The sequence below is a fragment of the Mucilaginibacter sp. genome (assembly GCF_035492695.1).
Taxonomy (GTDB): Bacteria; Bacteroidota; Bacteroidia; order Sphingobacteriales; family Sphingobacteriaceae; genus Mucilaginibacter.
In genome coordinates this window covers 299368-317093 of record NZ_DATJJC010000012.1, presented here as the reverse complement: position 1 = coordinate 317093, position 17726 = coordinate 299368, and the positions used below count along the sequence as shown (strand labels likewise).

At 46.7% G+C, this 17726-nt stretch carries 17 protein-coding genes; all 17 read left to right on the top strand.

What is annotated here, in order from left to right; all coding sequences use genetic code 11:
• Window positions 1–3 precede the first annotated feature (3 nt).
• The 17 genes from traM to VL525_RS08020 all read left to right on the top strand — a co-directional run bounded on the left by traM (window position 4) and on the right by VL525_RS08020 (window position 17726).
• Window positions 4–1212: a conjugative transposon protein TraM gene (gene traM, locus VL525_RS08100; RefSeq protein WP_325385226.1), complete on the top strand. Its 1209-nt coding sequence runs from the start codon at window positions 4–6 to the stop codon at window positions 1210–1212.
• 24 nt (window positions 1213–1236) lie between these two features.
• Window positions 1237–2031: a DUF4138 domain-containing protein gene (locus VL525_RS08095; RefSeq protein WP_325385224.1), complete on the top strand. Its 795-nt coding sequence runs from the start codon at window positions 1237–1239 to the stop codon at window positions 2029–2031.
• A gap of 17 nt (window positions 2032–2048) precedes the next feature.
• Window positions 2049–2264, top strand: a complete 216-nt coding sequence (locus tag VL525_RS08090) for a hypothetical protein (protein ID WP_325385222.1) — start codon at window positions 2049–2051, stop codon at window positions 2262–2264.
• A gap of 25 nt (window positions 2265–2289) precedes the next feature.
• On the top strand, window positions 2290–7722 hold the full coding sequence (locus tag VL525_RS08085; RefSeq protein WP_325385220.1) for a helicase-related protein: 5433 nt from the start codon (window positions 2290–2292) through the stop codon (window positions 7720–7722).
• A gap of 151 nt (window positions 7723–7873) precedes the next feature.
• Window positions 7874–9874 (top strand): type IV secretion system DNA-binding domain-containing protein, encoded by a 2001-nt coding sequence (locus VL525_RS08080; protein ID WP_325385218.1) that lies wholly within the window; start codon window positions 7874–7876, stop codon window positions 9872–9874.
• Window positions 9871–10290 carry a hypothetical protein gene (locus VL525_RS08075; RefSeq protein ID WP_325385216.1) on the top strand — a complete coding sequence of 140 codons (420 nt, stop codon included), beginning with the start codon at window positions 9871–9873 and terminating at the stop codon, window positions 10288–10290. Before VL525_RS08080 ends, VL525_RS08075 begins: the two co-directional genes overlap by 4 nt.
• A gap of 68 nt (window positions 10291–10358) precedes the next feature.
• Window positions 10359–10736, top strand: a complete 378-nt coding sequence (locus VL525_RS08070) for a hypothetical protein (RefSeq protein ID WP_325385214.1) — start codon at window positions 10359–10361, stop codon at window positions 10734–10736.
• A gap of 19 nt (window positions 10737–10755) precedes the next feature.
• Complete coding sequence (locus tag VL525_RS08065; RefSeq protein WP_325385212.1) at window positions 10756–11163, top strand: hypothetical protein; 408 nt, start codon at window positions 10756–10758, stop codon at window positions 11161–11163.
• 2 nt (window positions 11164–11165) lie between these two features.
• Window positions 11166–11642, top strand: a complete 477-nt coding sequence (locus VL525_RS08060; RefSeq protein ID WP_325385745.1) for a M23 family metallopeptidase — start codon at window positions 11166–11168, stop codon at window positions 11640–11642.
• The gene (locus VL525_RS08055) at window positions 11581–12738 is read left to right on the top strand and encodes an ArdC family protein (RefSeq protein WP_325385210.1); all 1158 of its coding nucleotides are present in this window, start codon (window positions 11581–11583) and stop codon (window positions 12736–12738) included. Before VL525_RS08060 ends, VL525_RS08055 begins: the two co-directional genes overlap by 62 nt.
• Window positions 12739–13515 carry a DUF4099 domain-containing protein gene (locus VL525_RS08050; protein WP_325385208.1) on the top strand — a complete coding sequence of 259 codons (777 nt, stop codon included), beginning with the start codon at window positions 12739–12741 and terminating at the stop codon, window positions 13513–13515. It begins immediately after the preceding gene.
• On the top strand, window positions 13515–14111 hold the full coding sequence (locus VL525_RS08045; RefSeq protein WP_325385206.1) for a hypothetical protein: 597 nt from the start codon (window positions 13515–13517) through the stop codon (window positions 14109–14111). The genes VL525_RS08050 and VL525_RS08045 overlap by 1 nt, the downstream gene beginning before the upstream one ends.
• Window positions 14095–14535 (top strand): PH domain-containing protein, encoded by a 441-nt coding sequence (locus VL525_RS08040; protein ID WP_325385204.1) that lies wholly within the window; start codon window positions 14095–14097, stop codon window positions 14533–14535. Before VL525_RS08045 ends, VL525_RS08040 begins: the two co-directional genes overlap by 17 nt.
• Before the next feature lie 73 nt (window positions 14536–14608).
• A complete protein-coding gene (locus VL525_RS08035) occupies window positions 14609–14887 on the top strand; it encodes a hypothetical protein (protein WP_325385202.1) in 279 nt (92 codons plus the stop codon).
• Between the two features lie 204 nt (window positions 14888–15091).
• On the top strand, window positions 15092–15529 hold the full coding sequence (locus VL525_RS08030) for an Rrf2 family transcriptional regulator (protein ID WP_325385200.1): 438 nt from the start codon (window positions 15092–15094) through the stop codon (window positions 15527–15529).
• A gap of 47 nt (window positions 15530–15576) precedes the next feature.
• Window positions 15577–15909, top strand: a complete 333-nt coding sequence (locus tag VL525_RS08025; protein ID WP_325385198.1) for a hypothetical protein — start codon at window positions 15577–15579, stop codon at window positions 15907–15909.
• Window positions 15909–17726: a cbb3-type cytochrome c oxidase subunit I gene (locus tag VL525_RS08020; RefSeq protein ID WP_325385196.1), complete on the top strand. Its 1818-nt coding sequence runs from the start codon at window positions 15909–15911 to the stop codon at window positions 17724–17726. The genes VL525_RS08025 and VL525_RS08020 overlap by 1 nt, the downstream gene beginning before the upstream one ends.

Below are 17726 nucleotides of genomic sequence, written 5' to 3'. Positions count from 1 at the left end.
GCCATGAAAATTGATTTTAAGCAGCCCAGGTACGTGCTGCCGGTCATCTTGTTGCCCTTTTTATGCCTTTTCTTTTATGTCTGGCATAGTGGCTTCTCCAAGCCAAAGCAAACCGTCAAAGAAACTGCGGGCCTGAATGGCTCAGTCGGTAAAGTATCTGCCGATGTACGGAAGAAACAGCTGACAGATAAACTGGATGCCTACCGGAATACCTTTAAAGAAGCCGATGGCTTAACGGCTGTAAACGCCATACCCCGGGAAAATTCAAGTAACTCTGCCTTTAATAATGATTATTCGGATCTGCAAAGGAAAAAGCTGGATTCCATTCAACAGGCGATGAAACTAAAATTTGGTACAGGCAGCCACGCTGGCCCCGGTCAGAAGCAATTCGCTGGTTTGGTACATGACCGGCAGGTCGCCAAAGCCATAGAGGAAATGAGCAACCGGCAGGCTAATCCTCCCCGCCGTGTAGAAAATGCTCCAAAAGAAAAAGACCCTATGGAGATTTTTAAGGAGCAAATAGCCATCATGGACAGCATCAACAAGCAAAATGATCCGGCCTATAAAGAGGAGTTAAAGAAAAAGCAGGCAGCCGATAAAGCGGCTAAGCTCAAACAAAGCCAGGTCAAACTGACCGTTGAAAAAGCTGATGCCATTTCAGGCGATTTTAATACCGTGCTCCCGGAAAAGGAGACCGCCTTTATCAGCGCCGTCATAGACGAAAATGTAACGGGTTACGCAGGCTCAAGACTTCGGCTGAAACTGCTCGAAGATATCAAAGCGGGAAACAACCTGATCAAAAAAGGGACTTACCTGTTTGCCCGGATCAGCGGGTTTACGGAACAGCGGGTAACCCTTGCCGTAACATCCATTCTTTACGACGGGAAAATACTACCGGTAAAACTGGATATATACGATATGGACGGATTACCCGGACTGTACGTTCCTTCATCCGCCTTTCGGGACTTTACCAAGGATTTAGGCAGCAATTCGGTGCAGGGAGTAACCATAGACGGCAGTTCGGGAAACAGTCAGTTTATCATGAGTTCGCTGGATAAGGTGTTCCAGTCAACTTCTTCTGCTATTGCCGACCTCATCCGCAAAAACAAGGCAAAGCTCAAATACAACTCTTACCTCTATTTAATCGATCCCGATGCCTTACAAAACGCTCAAAAAAGCGAAAGCGGCCGGAGTACCGATGAAAAAAAATAAAAAACACGAAAAATCTTATTGACAATGAAAACGATCTTATTTCTTTTATTGGCGCTTTGCGCCCCATCCCTTTATGCCCAGGAAAAACTGCCTGTAGTCTACCTGCCGGAAAACCTGACCATTCATTTTATCTCGCCGGAACCTATTCAGTACGTGGACATTTCCACAAAAGAATTGGTAGGCGACCTGCCGCTCAAAAATGTATTGCGCTTAAAATTGCGGGATTCGCTCAAATCATTTATGGGTGCGGTGGTTACTATAGCGGGTGAAAAATTTATTGCACAATACCGGCTGTTACCCGGCTATCCTGGTGTGCCCACCGAAATCAACATTGTTCCCCGGGATATGCGGCCGCTGGATATTTCCGGCATAGGGCTGTCCCAAAACCAGCTAAAAGGTTTAGCGCTCAGCCTGGTTGCCAAGACTCCCGATAAACGCATGGAAAAGGTCAAGGCTTTTGGCATTAAAGGCCAGTTAAACCACGTCTACACGGTTGGCGACTATATTTTTCTGGACATTTCCTATCATAATAAGACCAACCTCAAATACGACATCTCGGATTTCCGGTTTAAGGTAGATGATAAAAAGGTAACCAAGGCGGCTAATAACCAATCGGTAGAGATTAAACCGGTGTTTGTGCTGTTCAATCCGCCAGCCTTCGCCAGGAATTACCGGAACATCTTTGTTTTTAAGAAAATGTCCTTTCCGGGCAATAAAGTGCTTCACGCAGAACTCAGCGAAAAGCAGCTTTCCGGCCGCATCGTGACTTTAAGTATTTCGTACCAGGATATACTGGACGCAGATATGCTGCCGAATTAAATGTTCATTCCATTCTTATGACTGATTCCACAGCCTACGATTATGTAAAGCTTGTGTTGGAAGAAGAGTTTTTCAGGACTTACCTGCGTTTTTCCAACCACGGGATTCTACACTACGAGCTTACGAATATCCTCGAACTCTGTGCGCCTTTGATCCGGGGCCTCGACGAGGACGACCGCTTTTTAAAATATGAAGTGATCGGCACCATAGCAGACTATTTACAGGAGGTGTAATATGGCATTTAATCCGGTAAGGAAGATGGCAGACAATATTGCAGCCATCCGAATCGCGCTGGACTTCAACGGCCAGCCGCCTTCCCAAACAGAATTAGAAACGCTGAAAAAATATGCCGGTTTTGGCGGCCTGAAAGCAGTGCTCTTCCCGCCCGGTGAACTAACAGAATGGACAAAATTCGGCGCTTCCGCCGCAGACATTAAACTTTACCCGCAGGTCATGGAATTGCATGCCCTGCTCCGGGAAAAACTGACTGCCGCTGCTTACAAAGAGGCAGTCGATGCGCTCAAAAGCAGTTCTCAAACCGCCTACTATACGCCGGAATATATTCCCAGGGCGATTTATGCTGCAATGGCTGAAGCCAATATATTGCCGAAACGCTTATACGAACCGAGTGCCGGGGCGGGCGTTTTTATTGAAGAAGCAGTACAGGCATTTGATGGGCTGGAGCAGATCAACGCCGTCGAAAAAGATATACTGACCGGGAAAATACTGACAGCGCTATGCTCGGTCTACGAATTGCCGGTCGAGGTGCAGATCAAAAAGCTGGAAGAAACGGCAGCGGCTGAAAAAGCACAGTCAGATCTCGTCATCAGCAATATCCCGTTCGGGAAGATCGCTGTGCATGATCCCGCTTATAACAAAAGCGGCATCTCGGCCAAAGTTCATACCTATTTTTTTGCCAAAGGGCTGGATAAGATTAAAGACGGCGGCATCTTAGCGTATATCGTAACGGATGCCTTCCTCAATAATCCGTCTAACGCTCTTGCCCGGAAATACTTGTTTACTTCCGCCGACCTGTTAAGCGTAGCCGTTCTGCCGGCAAACATGATGAAGGAAAATGCCAACGTAGAAGTCGGCATGCACCTGATCCTGGTGCAGAAAAACGATACGAAGGAAACACTTACTGATGCCGAAAGCCAGCTGATCGATACCGTTGAAGTTCAAAACGCTTTTGGCAAATACCATTTGAATGCCTGGCTGGCGGATAAAAATGAATTGGTCTATGCCGATGAAATCATTGAAGGCACCAACGCAAGAGGAAAAGCATCCCGGGTGGCCTGGCAAAATGGCGATATGCCGGATATCGTACCCTTGCTCAAGGATCAATTGGTTGCCGGATTTGCCAATTTTAATTATGCAAAATGGGAGGCCATCTCGTTCAACAGCAAGCAGTCGCAACCGGGCCAGTTTACCTTTTTGCCGGTACCTCAACAGGAGAAAGCAGATAAGACAGAAGTAAGCTTCGGACAGCTGGGCCTCTTTGATTCTCCCATGCAGGAATTCCGGGAAAACAAGGCCCTTGCTTACCTCGATGACCTGGATAAACAATTTGTCGATGCCGGGACAGCACGCGTGATCAGCGTCATTCGCACAACTGCTAAACCACTGCATGACAGCATTGTATTGATCAGCGCCCGTGCAAACGCAAATAGCCGGTACAACTACAAACTATACAGTAACCTTTCGGAAATCTCATTTCCCGACAAGTGGATGTCAGGCGTCAGCCTGGGCCAGGAACTGGATGCCCTTTCCGTAAAGCTGAAAAATTTCGGCCACGATTACCGCTACGAAGGGGATACAAGCCTTGAACCCGCTTTTAAATTACAACCGGACAGGCCCAAAGCTTTTACAGACCTGAAGCCCTTTTATATCAAAGACACACTGGTCATATTTAACGGCAAGCTTGGGCTGATCGGCGAACCCCACAACCTTGAGGCTAAATTCGAGCCGCTCGATCCACAGCCGGAATTGTCCTTTTACGAGGATTACCTAACGCTCCGGGATATATACCTTGAACTGTCAGGTTATGAAAATGAGCACGGGATCCAGTTCCCGGAACTTCGGAAGTCACTTAACTTTTACTATGATGCCTTTGTAGCTAAGCATGGCGTACTGAACAGCAACACAAACCGGAACCGCATATTAAACGATGCGGCTTTAGGGTTTAATATGTTGGCCTCGCTTGAAGTCAGGGACGGGCAGCAATTTGTACGGTCTGATATATTTTACGGGCCGCTCTTTCAGCAAAAAGAAATGCTGAAAACAGATGATCCCGCTGAAGCCCTGGCACGTTGCCTGAATGATACCGGCCGGGTTGACCTTTCGATCATCGGCCAGGTCACCGGCTTAACGGAGGATGAGATCATTCTGCAACTGGACAAGCAAATTCTGCTTAACCCGCACACACTTGCCTGGGAAACAACCGATAATTACCTGTCAGGCAATGTCGTTCAGAAACTAAAGATAGCAGAGAAACTCGCAGCAGGAGAACCGCAAAACCTGCAGTTTGCAAGGAGCCTTGCCGCTATTCACCGTGTTCAGCCCGAAAGGATCCCGTTTGAACGGCTCGACTTTAACCTGGGTGAACGCTGGGTCCCCGTTGAATATTACCAGCGTTTTGCTGCCGACTTATTTAAGCTGGATACAAGGGTAGATTATTATGGCTCCGTAGACACCTATAAGGTCAGCTATGCAAAAAAGGGTAATACAATTACCAATGAGGAATTTTCGGTAACACCGAAAGAAAGTAACAAGGTCACAGGCCGTACCTTACTGGAGTATGCACTCCTTAATACAACCCCGCATTTTACCTACCCCGTAGAGCAGTACGGCAAAGTAGTGCGTGTTCCCGACACCGAAGCAATACAAAATGCGCACCGCAAGATTGACAATATTCGGGCCCGTTATCTCCTTTGGCTATTGGAGCTTCCCAATCAGGATAAGCAGCGCTTAGAGAAACTTTATAACGACACCTACAATTGCTACGCCCTCCGCGAATATGACGGAAGCCACCTGACCTTTCCCGGCCTTGACCTGGAGGCGCTCAAAATACCCTCGCTATTTAGCTCCCAGCGCAATGCCGCATGGCGGATTATGCAGAACAACGGCGGGCTGATCGACCACGAAGTGGGTTTGGGAAAAACGCTGACGATGATCATCGCCGCGATGGAAATGAAACGGCTGGGCATCGTTCATAAGCCGATGATACTGGCGCTGAAAGCCAACGTCCAGCAGATCACCGACACATTCCGGCTGGCTTACCCCAAGGCAAAATTATTGGCGCCCGGCGAAAACGATTTCGAACCCGCGAAACGCAAACGGATATTTCACGAGATAAAAAATAACAATTGGGACTGCATCATCCTGACACATGACCAGTTTGGGAAAATCCCCCAGGCACCGGAGATCCAGCGGCAGATATTGGAAATTGAACTGGATAACACCGAGCTTGATTTGATCGCAGCTCAGGGTTCAGGTGAAGAGATCACCCGTGAAATGCTGAAAGGTTTGGAGATCAGGAAGGAAAACCTGGAGGCTAAATTGAAAGGCGTAATGGAGGCTATCGCCCAGCGGAAGGATTCCGGCGTCAATTTTCGTGAATTGAATATCGATCACCTCTTTATCGATGAATCTCATAAATTCAAGAACCTGACTTTCACCACCAGGCACACGCGGGTAGCCGGCCTGGGCAATATGGCAGGCAGCCAAAAAGCCCTCAACATGCTATTTGCCATACGCACCCTGCAGGAAAGGAACGATGCCGACCTTTGTGCAACCTTTCTTTCCGGCACGCCGATCTCCAACAGCCTGACCGAAATGTATTTGATCTTCAAATACCTCCGGCCACAAGAACTGGAAAGGCAGCAAATCTCCAATTTTGATGCCTGGGCTGCGGTTTATGCCCGCAAAACGGTCGATTTTGAATTTACCGTAACCAACGAGATCAGGGCCAAAGAGCGTTTTCGCCATTTCATTAAAGTGCCTGAGCTGGCGCTGTTTTACAACCAGATCACCGATTATAAAACGGCCAAACATATCAACCTCGATAAGCCGGAAATGGAGGAAACGCTGGTCAATATTAAACCCACGCCGGATCAGCAGGATTTTATTAAACGGCTGATGCAATTCGCCAAAACAGGTGATGCTACATTGATCGGCAGGCGTCCTTTGACTAAGGATGAGGATAAAGGCCGGATGCTGATCGCTACCAACTACGCCAAAAAAATGGCGGTGGACATGCGCCTGGTCAACCCGGACAAATATGAAGACCACCCCGGTAACAAGGTGAATGTTTGTGCGCGGAACGTTTCAGAGATCTATCATGAAAGCACCCCCCACAAGGGTACACAGATCATTTTCAGCGATATCGGTACACCCAAAGTTGATGAGTTCAACGTATATGATGCCCTGCGGGATAAACTGGTAAATGATTTCAATATCCCTGCAAACCAGATCACCTTCATCCATAACTGGGCGACGGATAAGCAGCGCAAAGAGCTGTTTAGAAAAATGAACGCCGGGGAGATCAGGATTCTGGTCGGCAGCACTGAAAAAGCGGGTACGGGTTTAAATGTTCAAGAACGGATCGTTGCCATGCATCACCTGGATATTCCCTGGAAACCATCGGAACTGGAGCAGCGCGATGGCCGCGGAGCAAGGCAAGGCAACTGGCTCGCCAAAATGTTTTATGGCAACAAGGTCAGGAATTTCATTTATGCCGTGGAGCAATCCCTGGATAACTACAAATTCAACCTGCTCAAGAACAAGCAAATCTTCATCAGCCAGATGAAAAATAATGAACTCTCCGTGCGTACGCTGGATGAAGGTGCGATGGATGAACAAAGCGGTATGAGCTTTTCCGAGTATATCGCGATTTTATCAGGCGATACGTCCTTGCTTGAAAAGACCCGTCTTGAAAAGAAGGTTGCAGAACTGGAAGGCTATAAAGGCGCTCATTTCAAAGAAGTCGCCCGGAGCCGTTACCTGCTGGAAGACCTGGAAAATAAAAGCAGGGAAACCCAATCGACGCTGGAGCTGGTTCGCAAAGATGAGATCACGTACAAAAGTGTCCTTAAACATGATGCTGAAGGCGCGAAACTCAATCCGCTGAAACTGACAGACCTGTTCCAGGCTGATGCAACAGCCATTGGTCAGAAACTGATTGATCTGTATAAAAACTGGCATCCGGAAGACTTTAACAAACCGGAATTTCGCTTGGGTGAGCTGTATGGTTTTGATCTTTTTATCAGGCGCAAACTCCAAACCGTGGAAGACGGATTTTCCAGCAGGATAACCCATGTTACTTCGCTGTATGCAGAGAGCCGGATTACAGGTATCAAATATATGCAGAACGGAGGGGCGCCCAACATTGATAATCCCAAACTGGCAGCACGTTATTTTTTAGATGCGATCAACAGGGTAATTGGCATGGCTGAACGCTATGAGAAGGAATTGGAGACTATCAATAAACAGATTCCTGAAGTCCGCGAGCTTTCGCAAAGACCATTTGAACAGGAATACGAACTGGTCGCCCTGAAGAGAGACATGGAAAAACTGGAAATGGAGATCAATCAACGGATTGCGGAAAAGGAAAAACAAGCACAGGCTGAACAGCTAAATATCGAAGAACATATAGAGACGATAGAAGTTACCCCGGTATTAGTGAAACGTTGAAAATGTTTAGGCGAAAGATGGACAAGGCCGAATAGGCCGTCAGCTTCATCAACAAGCCACCGGATTTTTTCGGTGGCTTGTTCATTTTAATCTAATTTTTTATGGAAGAGCGGTGAAGCCCTCGTTCCAGCCGTTAAAAATCAAATTACTTATGGAAGAAACGCGAGAGCAGCAAAAGCTGCATGGCTTTTTGCAGTGCGCTATCTACGTATCCTTACTGTTAGAAGCAGCAATTTTTATTTACCGTGGCGCCCCTTTTTGGGGCATTTTTTTTACCCCGCTGGATAAGATAAGTCACCTGGTGATTTACTCGGATCTTATTTATAGCAAGTTGACCACGTTTGGCCTCATCTGCCTGGTCAGCATTGGTACGCTGGCAAAAAAGAAAACAGACCTCGATCCCAAAAAGCACATCGTTTACCCGCTTGCGCTCGGTCTGTTTTTATTCTTTGGTTGCCTTGTTTTTCAGGGACGTGCCTCCCCGCTGGCGTTTGCCTATACCACCTGGTATGATCTGCTGTACATGGTCTGCTCCTTTACCGGGGCATTGATGATCAGCCTGTCCATGGACAATATCTCCAAGTTTATCAAATCGGGGTTAGGCAAGGACAAATGGAACACCGAAGCGGAAAGTTTCATGCAGCCCGTCAAACGGGTAGACACCCCTTACTCCGTGAACATCCCGATGCTTTTCTATTATAAGGGAAAAGTAAGAAACGGCTGGATCAATATCTGCAATGTTTTCCGGGGCACAATGGTGATCGGCACACCGGGCAGCGGTAAAAGCTTTTCCATTGTAAATCCTTTCATACGGCAATTGATCGACAAGGAGTTCGCCGTTTGCCTGTATGATTTCAAGTTCCCTGACCTCGGCCACATAGCTTATTACCATTACCTGTTGGCCAGGCAAAATGGCAAATTGAAAGGTTTTGCTTTTCATGTTATTAATTTAAATGACATCGAAAGAAGCCGCAGGATCAACCCCTGGCGTGCTGATTATATCCGCTCGCTGGCTGATGCAGCAGAAACCGCCGAAGCATTGGTAGAAGCTTTGAAAAAAGGTGACCGCTCCGGCGGCAGCGACCAGTTCTTTACGCAGTCTGCAATTAATTTTTTAGCGTCCTGTGTGTATTTCATGAGCAAATATAAAGGCGGTATCTATTCCAGCTTCCCCCACGTACTGGCGCTGCTTAACCGTTCCTATGAGGAGATATTCAATGCGCTGACCTCCGAGCCTGAATTGCGGTCGCTGCTTTCACCTTTTATGACAGCCTATAACGCTAAAGCGTTTGACCAGTTAGAGGGCCAGATCGGTACCCTGAAAATCTTTATCAGCCGTTTGGCGACAAAGGAAACCTACTGGGTCTTTTCCGGGAATGACTTTGACCTGAAAATTTCAGCTAAAGAGAATCCGGGGATGCTGGTACTGGCAAACGACCCGAATACCCAAAATATCAATTCGGCCTGCTATTCCATTATCATCAACCGCCTGACGAAGCTGATCAACACTAAAGGCAACCTGCCTTCCGCGCTGATCGTGGATGAGGTGCCGACCCTGTTTGTACATAGGGTAGAAAATTTAATTGCAACGGCCAGGTCGAATAAGGTAGCCGTCTTGATGGGTTTGCAGGAACTGCCGCAATTCAACCAACAATATGGTAAAGATACCGCAGCTACTATCACTGCCGTAGTGGGTACCGTGCTTTCCGGTTCGGTCAGGAATAAGGAAACGCTGGAATGGCTGGAACGGCTCTTTGGCAAATCTAAACAGATCGGTGAGGGCTTGTCCATCGACCGCAACAAAACATCCACTTCTCTGAACGAAAAACTGGAGGCCCTCATTCCGGCAGGAAAGATAGCATCGCTCAATTCCGGCGAGATGGTCGGTGTAATTGCCGCCGATGCACAGGAAAAGTTTACCGGGCAGTTCGAAACGTCGGCCATTAACTGCAGGATCAATCTCGACATGAACGCCATTAAGCGCGAAGAAAAAGGCTACAAACCCCTGCCCGCCTTTTATGATTTCGGCGGAAAGCTGGACGAAAAGCTCCGCCAGAACTTTAATCATATCAGCCAGGAAATACAGGAGATGGTATTGACATTCAAACCGTCCGCCTCGCCCGTACCAATTAAAGCGACCATGAAGAAATGAAAGAGAACCCGAACGAAATTCAGCTGCCCGATTTTTTGTTGGTGCACCCTGAACTGAAAGATGACCCGGTGAACAAGCAGGGTCAGATCGGCTTCGTAACAGCCGCGATCTTAAATACCGATGAATTTTATATCGGCTTTGATGACTTTGAAGTTGGTTTCTATAGCGCGGATGCGCTGCTTGTCTTAAAACCACCGGGAGACATCTATGACCTTCTGCACCACAATGCACTGACACTTTCAGTTGACGATTTTAAAGACCTCAAGAATATAGCCCTGCTATTGGATCATGGCACGGAAAAGCATGTACGCAAAGCGATGGAACTGGTTCAAAAAAACGACGGCATCCGCATTGCGGCAACAATAGGATTAGACCAATTACTCGGAATTAGTCAAAACCGGGGCCTGAAAAGGTGAATCTACTCAACCAAATATCAATAAACATTTAAAGCAAAATTATGAAAGCGGAAGATACCCCCGGATTGATGGTAGTGGTTAGCCCCGTCCTTTGGACGTCTGACCACGTCGGCAAAATTGGGACAATCGAATTTACAGACTTTACAGAAGACAAGATCTGGGTACGATTTGAGGATGAGGAAGTGGATTGTTTTAGCTCCAGGACCTTATTTGTCCTTAAAACCGCTGACGAGCTTAATGAGTTGGCGGAAACTTACCAGGCTGTTCAATGGCCGCCTGTGTCTCGAAATCTACGAACCCTCTCCTTGCTGCGGTCATCCGGATCGACCAAACAACTGAAGACTGCCTTTGAACTAATACAGGACGACCCCGAGCTCCATCGCGTGGCCACGATCCGGCTGAACGAAGTCATAGACCTTGCCCCGGCACGAAAAATAGGCAGGTAAAATCTTAAAAATTAATTTTATGGACAAACAGAATTTAACCGGCACGCTCGTGTTGGTGCAGCCGGATTTGGAATTAAACCCCGATATGAAAAAGGGGATGATCGGCGTATTGACCTACGCAAGATCTGAAACAGAAAACTATGTGCGGTTTCCCGGGGCCGGTGAAGCCTTTTATCCGGCAGGGCAGGTAATGATGCTGAAAGATAAACAGCAGGTCTTTGAGGACCTGACGCACAACGGCTCATCCATGCCGCTTGACGACTTTAAGGCCATGTATAAGATCATGCTGTTGCAGGACAGGGGGACTTCGCAGGCCCTGTATGCTGCGCTGGCCATTGCCAACGACAATCCCGGCATACAGGAAAAAGTATTGGAATCAATAAGCCCGGAACAAAAGCGGGAACTGGCTAATTCTTACGGCCGGTGAAAATGCTGATCAGCTTTTGCCTGGTCTGCCTGCCCCTCAAACACCTCCATATAAATTCCGGTTTCGGTTACCGCATCCATCCCCTGACCGGGAAATATGCCATGCACCAGGGTATTGACTTTAGAGCCGGTCACGATACCGTGTATGCCATTTTCAATGGCCTGGTGGAATCAACCGGATATGATGCCGGACTTGGGATAAATATTTGGCTGGAACATGGGCAGGTAGAATCGGTTTACGGCCACCTCAGCAAAATTTTAGTGGCAACGGAAGATAGCGTAACAGCTGGTCAACCCATTGGCATAACCGGCGCTACCGGCCGGGTGACAGGCGAACACCTGCATTTCAGTATCCGGTACAGGCATCAATACATCAATCCAATTAAATTTTTATATGAACTGCTAAAAAAACAAGAAAATGAGCAAAAATTTCAAAGCACTGCCGATACAGCTTTCAGACAAGCTGATCGCAGAAATTAAAGAGGGCAATTCCCTGTTTCAAAAACCGGTTAAAGACAATGGCATGCCTGCCTTTGTGAAACCGGTCAATCCTTCTACCGGGAAAGGGTACAGCGCCATGAACGCACTGATCCTGGGTATGCAGCGGCATGACGACCCGCGCTGGATGTCGGCGGATGCTGCCCGCTATGCCGGTTCATGGGTGAAAAAGGACGAAAAAGGTACGATGATCGAATTCCCCAAAACCAGCGATATCGAGGCGATACGTACTCCCGAGGGCCAGCGGATCAAAGATGAGGCGGGCGTAACGCAAACCAAAACCGTCGAATTTGAAAAGCCGCAGCAGGGCAAAGCCTTTCTCTTCAATGCGGAGCAGATGAACGATATCACCCCTTTGGATGAATTCCTGCAAAAACAGGAATCGCAACAAGCGTTAGTTCCGGTTGAACGGGCCATGAAACTGATCGAAGACAGCGAAGCCGTGATCATCCACGGTGGTCACGAAGCATATTATGACAAACAGCGTGACGCTATTTTCCTGCCGGAAATGGAACAATTTGACAATGAAGTAAAATACCTGCAGGCCGCTATTCATCAATTGGCCCACTGGACAGGTCATGAAAACCGTTTAAACCGCCCGATGGAAGGCAAGTTCGGTTCCATGGAATATGCACGTGAAGAAATGCGCGCGGCGATTGCAGCCATACTCATCGGCGGCGAATTAAAGATAGGCCATAACTTCGGCCAGCATAATGCCTACATGAACAACTTTGCCAAAATATTAAAAGATGAGCCTTTCGAAATTGCCAAAGCTTCCAGGGATGCGCAAAAGATCGCTAACTTATTATTAGGGGTGAATCAGAAGCGTGAGCAAAAACAGGGGGCCGAAGCAGGTTTCCAAAAAGGCGATGAAATCGCTTACATGGATACTACCTATAAAGTCCTTGAAACTTATAAAACCAAAAGCATCAAAGTCGAAGATGCAGGGGGCACCCGCAAGGTACTGAAGCCGGAATATGGCCTCTATAAATCCCTGTTGGAGGCTAAAACTAACCCGCGCGAACCGGAAATGGTACTGGAAGAAGAACAGGGCCAAAACCATAAAATAGGACGATAAATGAATCCCGTTAATTTTCATGAAGATGATCTTCCGATCCAGGATCTGGAAACCATCGGGCTGGCCGCGGGCGGTCAGCTGCTGTTAAATGTCGATGACCTGAAAGCCCTGCTTTCAGGCCGCCGCACCTCCCTGCTGGAGCTGCATGACCTCGAAACAGAAAATATCAAGATCAAATCCATCAACGCGAAGATTTCGCTGAAGCCGAATGAAAAAGGCAAGCTGGATCTGCTCATTCATCCGATATACAAAAATGCGGCTACGCCTGAATTTTTGAACGAAACGGAGGCGCAGCAGTTGCGAAAAGGCGAGGTGGCCAACCTGCTAAAAATCACCCTTGATAATCATGGCAATAAAAAGGAGATGCTCATTGAATACGATCCGGAAACAAAAGAGTATATCATTTCAGACACCCAGAAGATTTTAGCTCCGGACATGGTAAACAATGAGTTTCTGACACCTGCACAAAAAGAACAATACCGCAGAGGTAAAGAAGTGCAGATTGCAGATGGCACCAGGTTCAGTTACTCCGCTAGCGACCACCACGGCGTCCGCTCCAATAAGCTTGCACTCGTGGCATCCATTCTGATCGACGGAGGGCTTTCCTACATGGTGCACAAGGGCCTGAACGCCTTGTTTAACCAGAAGCGGGAACAAAAAGCCGCGGAGAAATTAAGCCCCGGCTATTACCAGGCGCTCAAGGATATCGGGAACCAGCATGGATTTGTCCCTAACCAGTTTAACCGTTCTTATACCCGCAGCGGAAGTTCACGCTAATGAATCGCTTGTTAACAAGGCTTGGCGTTTCCCCCGAAATCCAGGCCTTTTTTAAGGTTTCTGCAAAACTTTATTTCAGTTACGGTGACCAGCAGGAACATTATGGCGAAGGTTTGCATACCGTGCCGTCAACACAAAACCTTTGGGTGGCAGGCAGTCATCATGCAACCCATGTGATCGTTACCTATTCAGTTATCGAGGCAATGGCATTTATCACGCTAAACCGCCATCGCTTTCCCAGGCTGGAACAACTGGCATTTATCGCTATCGGTAACCGGTGGTACCCGGAGCAGGGCAACTGGATCAGGCAGAATTTCAAAGGGCGAAAGTTTACGCTGGTATTTGGCAAGGACCTCATCGGCCATATCACCGATATCAAAGTGGCGGCAGGAATAAAGAACATAGCCATAAGCGTATTCCATTCCGAAAATGGGATCGTGATCTGCCGGGGCAGCCAATCACACATTTTTAAACAGGAACAGGCCACCCTTCATGCTTTCCAGGAGGCTTTCGGCATACGCCCACGGTTCCGTACCGGCAAGCCGGTTCAATCGTTAACTTTTTTAGAACAATTAAAATATGACGCAGAACGATGATATTTTATTAAAACCGGCCATGGTGTTTGCTTTTCTGAAAGCGTTGCCGCTGATCTTGTTGGCCATCACTTTCCTTTTGCTGGCCTGGTGGCTGTCACCGTATTTTATCCTGTTCAGCCTTGCGGTCTGTGCTGCCGCCTGGTACAGGCTTTTGTACATTCGCAGCTTTCAATACCTGGTGACGGAGCAATATATCCGGCTGACCCGTGGAATTTTCTTTAAGCGGATTGACCAGGTAGAAATGTTCAGGGTAAAGGATTACATTATTACGCAGTCTTTTATTTTGCAGGTATTCAAGCTAATGTACCTGACTTTAAAAAGTACCGACCCGGAAAACCCGGTCATTCAGTTTCAGGGGATTCCCGAATCCTCCATTACGGATACCATCCGGGAAAGGGTTTTGTCAGCCAGAAAAAAACAATAATATTTACGAATTAAATTAAAAAAATCTTGAATTTACTAAAATTGTTAGTATATTTAATTCTATTTTTAGAGTCATGAAAGCCATCGTTCGCAATATATTATTGGCCTGTATAATTACCATGTTCGCCTTTTTTGGGGCCGTTGGCAGGAAGCATACCGGCCGTCAAATGACAGCCGCCCAAAAAGCCGAAGCCAGGAAGGAGACCTTAACTTGTCTTTCAGTGGCTTTCTTAGCCTGTGGATTGTGTGCCTGGAGATGTTCAGTGCTCTATAGAAGATTAAACGAAGAAAGAGAATATAAGCGCAGGTTTAATGACTATATGCGCAATTCAGCATTTAACAGGCAATATTGATTTTCGTATTTTATATTAATTTAGCATTTCAATGTGCGGGCATCTGCCCGCATTGTGATAAGGTTTAGGTAAAACCCCCAATCAGCGAGTGAGAGGGGGTTTTTTATTGTAAATGCTTCCCATAACTTATCTAATAGAAATGCATCTTAAATAAAAGATTAAAAACTCTTTTAATATTAAATTATTTTATACTTTTGTCAGGTCATGGGAATGTTTTCAAAAACATGTGAATATGCAATAAGAGGAGTGTTCTTTATTGCCCATAAGACCGCTGATGGCGGGAGAGTTGGCATTAAAGAAATAGCGACGGGAATTGGTTCACCTGAACCCTTTCTGGCGAAAATATTGCAGGACTTAAGCAGGCGTGGAATTGTCCAGTCTACAAAAGGCCCGAATGGTGGATTCTACCTGAATGAAGAATCATTAAAGCGTCCTTTAGCCTCAATTGTTGAGGCGATTGATGGGAACGGAATATTTACCGGCTGTGGTCTGGGCTTAAAACAATGTTCTGAAATTAACCCTTGTCCTTTACATAATGAATTTAAGTATATCCGGAACCAGATACATGATTTACTCGCAAAGACCAGCATCGGTGAGTTCAATGGTGACATGAATCTGGGTATTATCTCTCTAAAAAGGTAATTTTTTGCCTCGATTAAAAGATAATAGGTATTAATATATTTTATAAAATGAAGCGAAATATGATTTTGTTGATTGCACTTCCCGCTCTGATTCCGGGACAAGTGATAGGACAGCCTGCTCATACAAATCAAACGGAAAATTCTTCAACAGGCGTAATCGTTCTGTTAGCCCTTTGTCTGCTAATACTGATGGCGCTTACCCTATGGCTATTAAAAAACAGCTATCGCTTGAAGGAAACGCTGGAGAATACAGAAGCCAATGGGAAGGTGTGGCTGAAAAGCCATTTAAAAGATTTGGATAATCATCAGCTCGATATATTAACTAAACGTCATCCTTTAATGAGCAACACAGCATTAAAAGATGAAAAGCCCAATGAATAATGAAAAAAATATCAATTCTGATTCCGCTTGTCATCACAGGTACCCATTTATTTGCCCAAACAGCTGTTGCAAGTAACGGCATTTGGAGCAATCCTGGTGTTCTGATCACGATCACACTAATTCTTATACCCTTATTGATCATCGTTTACCTCGTTGCGGTCAAAGTAAATAATATGGTCAAAAGAATCCGCAGCAACAAGATCACTATTCAGGCCAAACAACTTGCTAAGTCTATCCAGGACATGAGTACGGATGAGATCAATAACGAACTCCTCCAGCGTAAACGTGCGCTTGAATTTAAATTAACTGACTCAGAACTCGCCGGTGATATCCCGGTTGACGACAAAAGAGGCTTACTCCATCATATCGCAGAAGTTAACACCCCTCGTTTTATCGCTGCCAAGAAGAAAGCCGTAAAAAGACCGGACATCGATCCGGCTCTAACGAAATTGATTTTATGGTATTTGTGCAGTGCTGCATTCTGGCTGGTCCTGGGCACTTCAATTGGCGAATACCTGGGCATCAAATTCGTTTCCCCGGATGTTGACCATGTAAGCTGGCTGAGTTTCGGCCGCTTGAGGCCCGTACACACCAATATGGTATTTTGGGGCTGGTCGTCCCTTGCAATGATCGGGCTTGGCTACTATGTGGTTTCCACGGTCAGCAATACCAAAGTAGCCAGTTTAAAATACGGATGGTACGCTTTAGGTCTGATCAATGCCTCGGTTGTAGCCGGAAGTATTTCATTGATGGCCGGCATTAATAATGCCGGCGGCGAATACCGGGAATATATCTGGCCCATTATGCTTTTGTTTGCTATTGGCCTTGTGATCACTCTGGTTAATTACTTGCGGACAATTGCAAGACGTAAAACCAAAGAGATCTATATTTCTAACTGGTATATTGTTGCGGCTGTTATGTTTACGATCGTGATTGCGCTGGTGGGGTACTTGCCTTTTTGGCAGAACGGCCTTGGAGAAACGATAGCACAGGGTTATTATATGCACCAGGGCGTGGGAATGTGGTTTATGCTGTTTAACCTCGGCCTCATTTACTATTTTCTTCCCCAGCAGTTGAATACCCCTATCTACTCCTATAGTTTGGGCATTCTGGCGTTCTGGACACAAATACTGTTCTATACGTTGATTGGCACACACCATTTCATATTTAGTGCCATCCCCTGGTGGCTGCAAACAGTTGCGATTATAGGCAGTATGGGTATGCTGATCCCGGTATTCGCAGGTACTACCAATTTCTTGATGACCTTCCGGGGGAATTTTAACAAGATAGGTTCGAGCTATACATTGCCGTTCTACCTGGTAGGGATTATTTTCTATTTCACCGGCTCATTTCAGGGCACCGCAGAAGCTTTTCGCTCTGCGAACTTATACTGGCACTTTACGGATTTTACAGTGGCCCACTCTCATCTTACGATGTATGGGATTATCGCTTTTATGTTATGGGCGGCTATTTATACACTCGTGCCCCGGCTGACAGGCAGGGAGCCGCGCCAGGCCTGGGTCGGCGCTCATTTCTGGATGGCGCTGGTTGGGCTCCTATTTTATACTATTCCCCTGATGATCGGCGGTACGATAAAAGGGATGTATTGGCAGGAAGGGAAACCGTTTATCGACTCTGTAGTGCAAATGGCACCCTACTGGCTGTGGCGCGCAATAGGGGGATCGCTGATGTGGGCATCGCACTTGATCTTTGCTTATAACCTTTATGATATGATTGCCGGCAGGGAAGAAGTTGATCTGCAAAAGGCAGTGTTTGATGAACTTAAAAAATTGCCTGCTGAAAATGCTTTACAATAA

What these genes read in the sequence shown, in the direction of transcription:
- VL525_RS08080 (WP_325385218.1), top strand. Translation starts at nt 7,874, where the DNA reads ATGGAAGAAACGCGAGAGCAGCAAAAGCTGCATGGCTTTTTGCAGTGC.
- VL525_RS08030 (WP_325385200.1), top strand. Translation starts at nt 15,092, where the DNA reads ATGGGAATGTTTTCAAAAACATGTGAATATGCAATAAGAGGAGTGTTC.
- VL525_RS08075 (WP_325385216.1), top strand. Translation starts at nt 9,871, where the DNA reads ATGAAAGAGAACCCGAACGAAATTCAGCTGCCCGATTTTTTGTTGGTG.
- VL525_RS08090 (WP_325385222.1), top strand. Translation starts at nt 2,049, where the DNA reads ATGACTGATTCCACAGCCTACGATTATGTAAAGCTTGTGTTGGAAGAA.
- VL525_RS08025 (WP_325385198.1), top strand. Translation starts at nt 15,577, where the DNA reads ATGAAGCGAAATATGATTTTGTTGATTGCACTTCCCGCTCTGATTCCG.
- VL525_RS08095 (WP_325385224.1), top strand. Translation starts at nt 1,237, where the DNA reads ATGAAAACGATCTTATTTCTTTTATTGGCGCTTTGCGCCCCATCCCTT.
- VL525_RS08070 (WP_325385214.1), top strand. Translation starts at nt 10,359, where the DNA reads ATGGTAGTGGTTAGCCCCGTCCTTTGGACGTCTGACCACGTCGGCAAA.
- VL525_RS08065 (WP_325385212.1), top strand. Translation starts at nt 10,756, where the DNA reads ATGGACAAACAGAATTTAACCGGCACGCTCGTGTTGGTGCAGCCGGAT.
- VL525_RS08035 (WP_325385202.1), top strand. Translation starts at nt 14,609, where the DNA reads ATGAAAGCCATCGTTCGCAATATATTATTGGCCTGTATAATTACCATG.
- traM (WP_325385226.1), top strand. Translation starts at nt 4, where the DNA reads ATGAAAATTGATTTTAAGCAGCCCAGGTACGTGCTGCCGGTCATCTTG.
- VL525_RS08055 (WP_325385210.1), top strand. Translation starts at nt 11,581, where the DNA reads ATGAGCAAAAATTTCAAAGCACTGCCGATACAGCTTTCAGACAAGCTG.
- VL525_RS08045 (WP_325385206.1), top strand. Translation starts at nt 13,515, where the DNA reads ATGAATCGCTTGTTAACAAGGCTTGGCGTTTCCCCCGAAATCCAGGCC.
- VL525_RS08060 (WP_325385745.1), top strand. Translation starts at nt 11,166, where the DNA reads ATGCTGATCAGCTTTTGCCTGGTCTGCCTGCCCCTCAAACACCTCCAT.
- VL525_RS08040 (WP_325385204.1), top strand. Translation starts at nt 14,095, where the DNA reads ATGACGCAGAACGATGATATTTTATTAAAACCGGCCATGGTGTTTGCT.
- VL525_RS08020 (WP_325385196.1), top strand. Translation starts at nt 15,909, where the DNA reads ATGAAAAAAATATCAATTCTGATTCCGCTTGTCATCACAGGTACCCAT.
- VL525_RS08085 (WP_325385220.1), top strand. Translation starts at nt 2,290, where the DNA reads ATGGCAGACAATATTGCAGCCATCCGAATCGCGCTGGACTTCAACGGC.
- VL525_RS08050 (WP_325385208.1), top strand. Translation starts at nt 12,739, where the DNA reads ATGAATCCCGTTAATTTTCATGAAGATGATCTTCCGATCCAGGATCTG.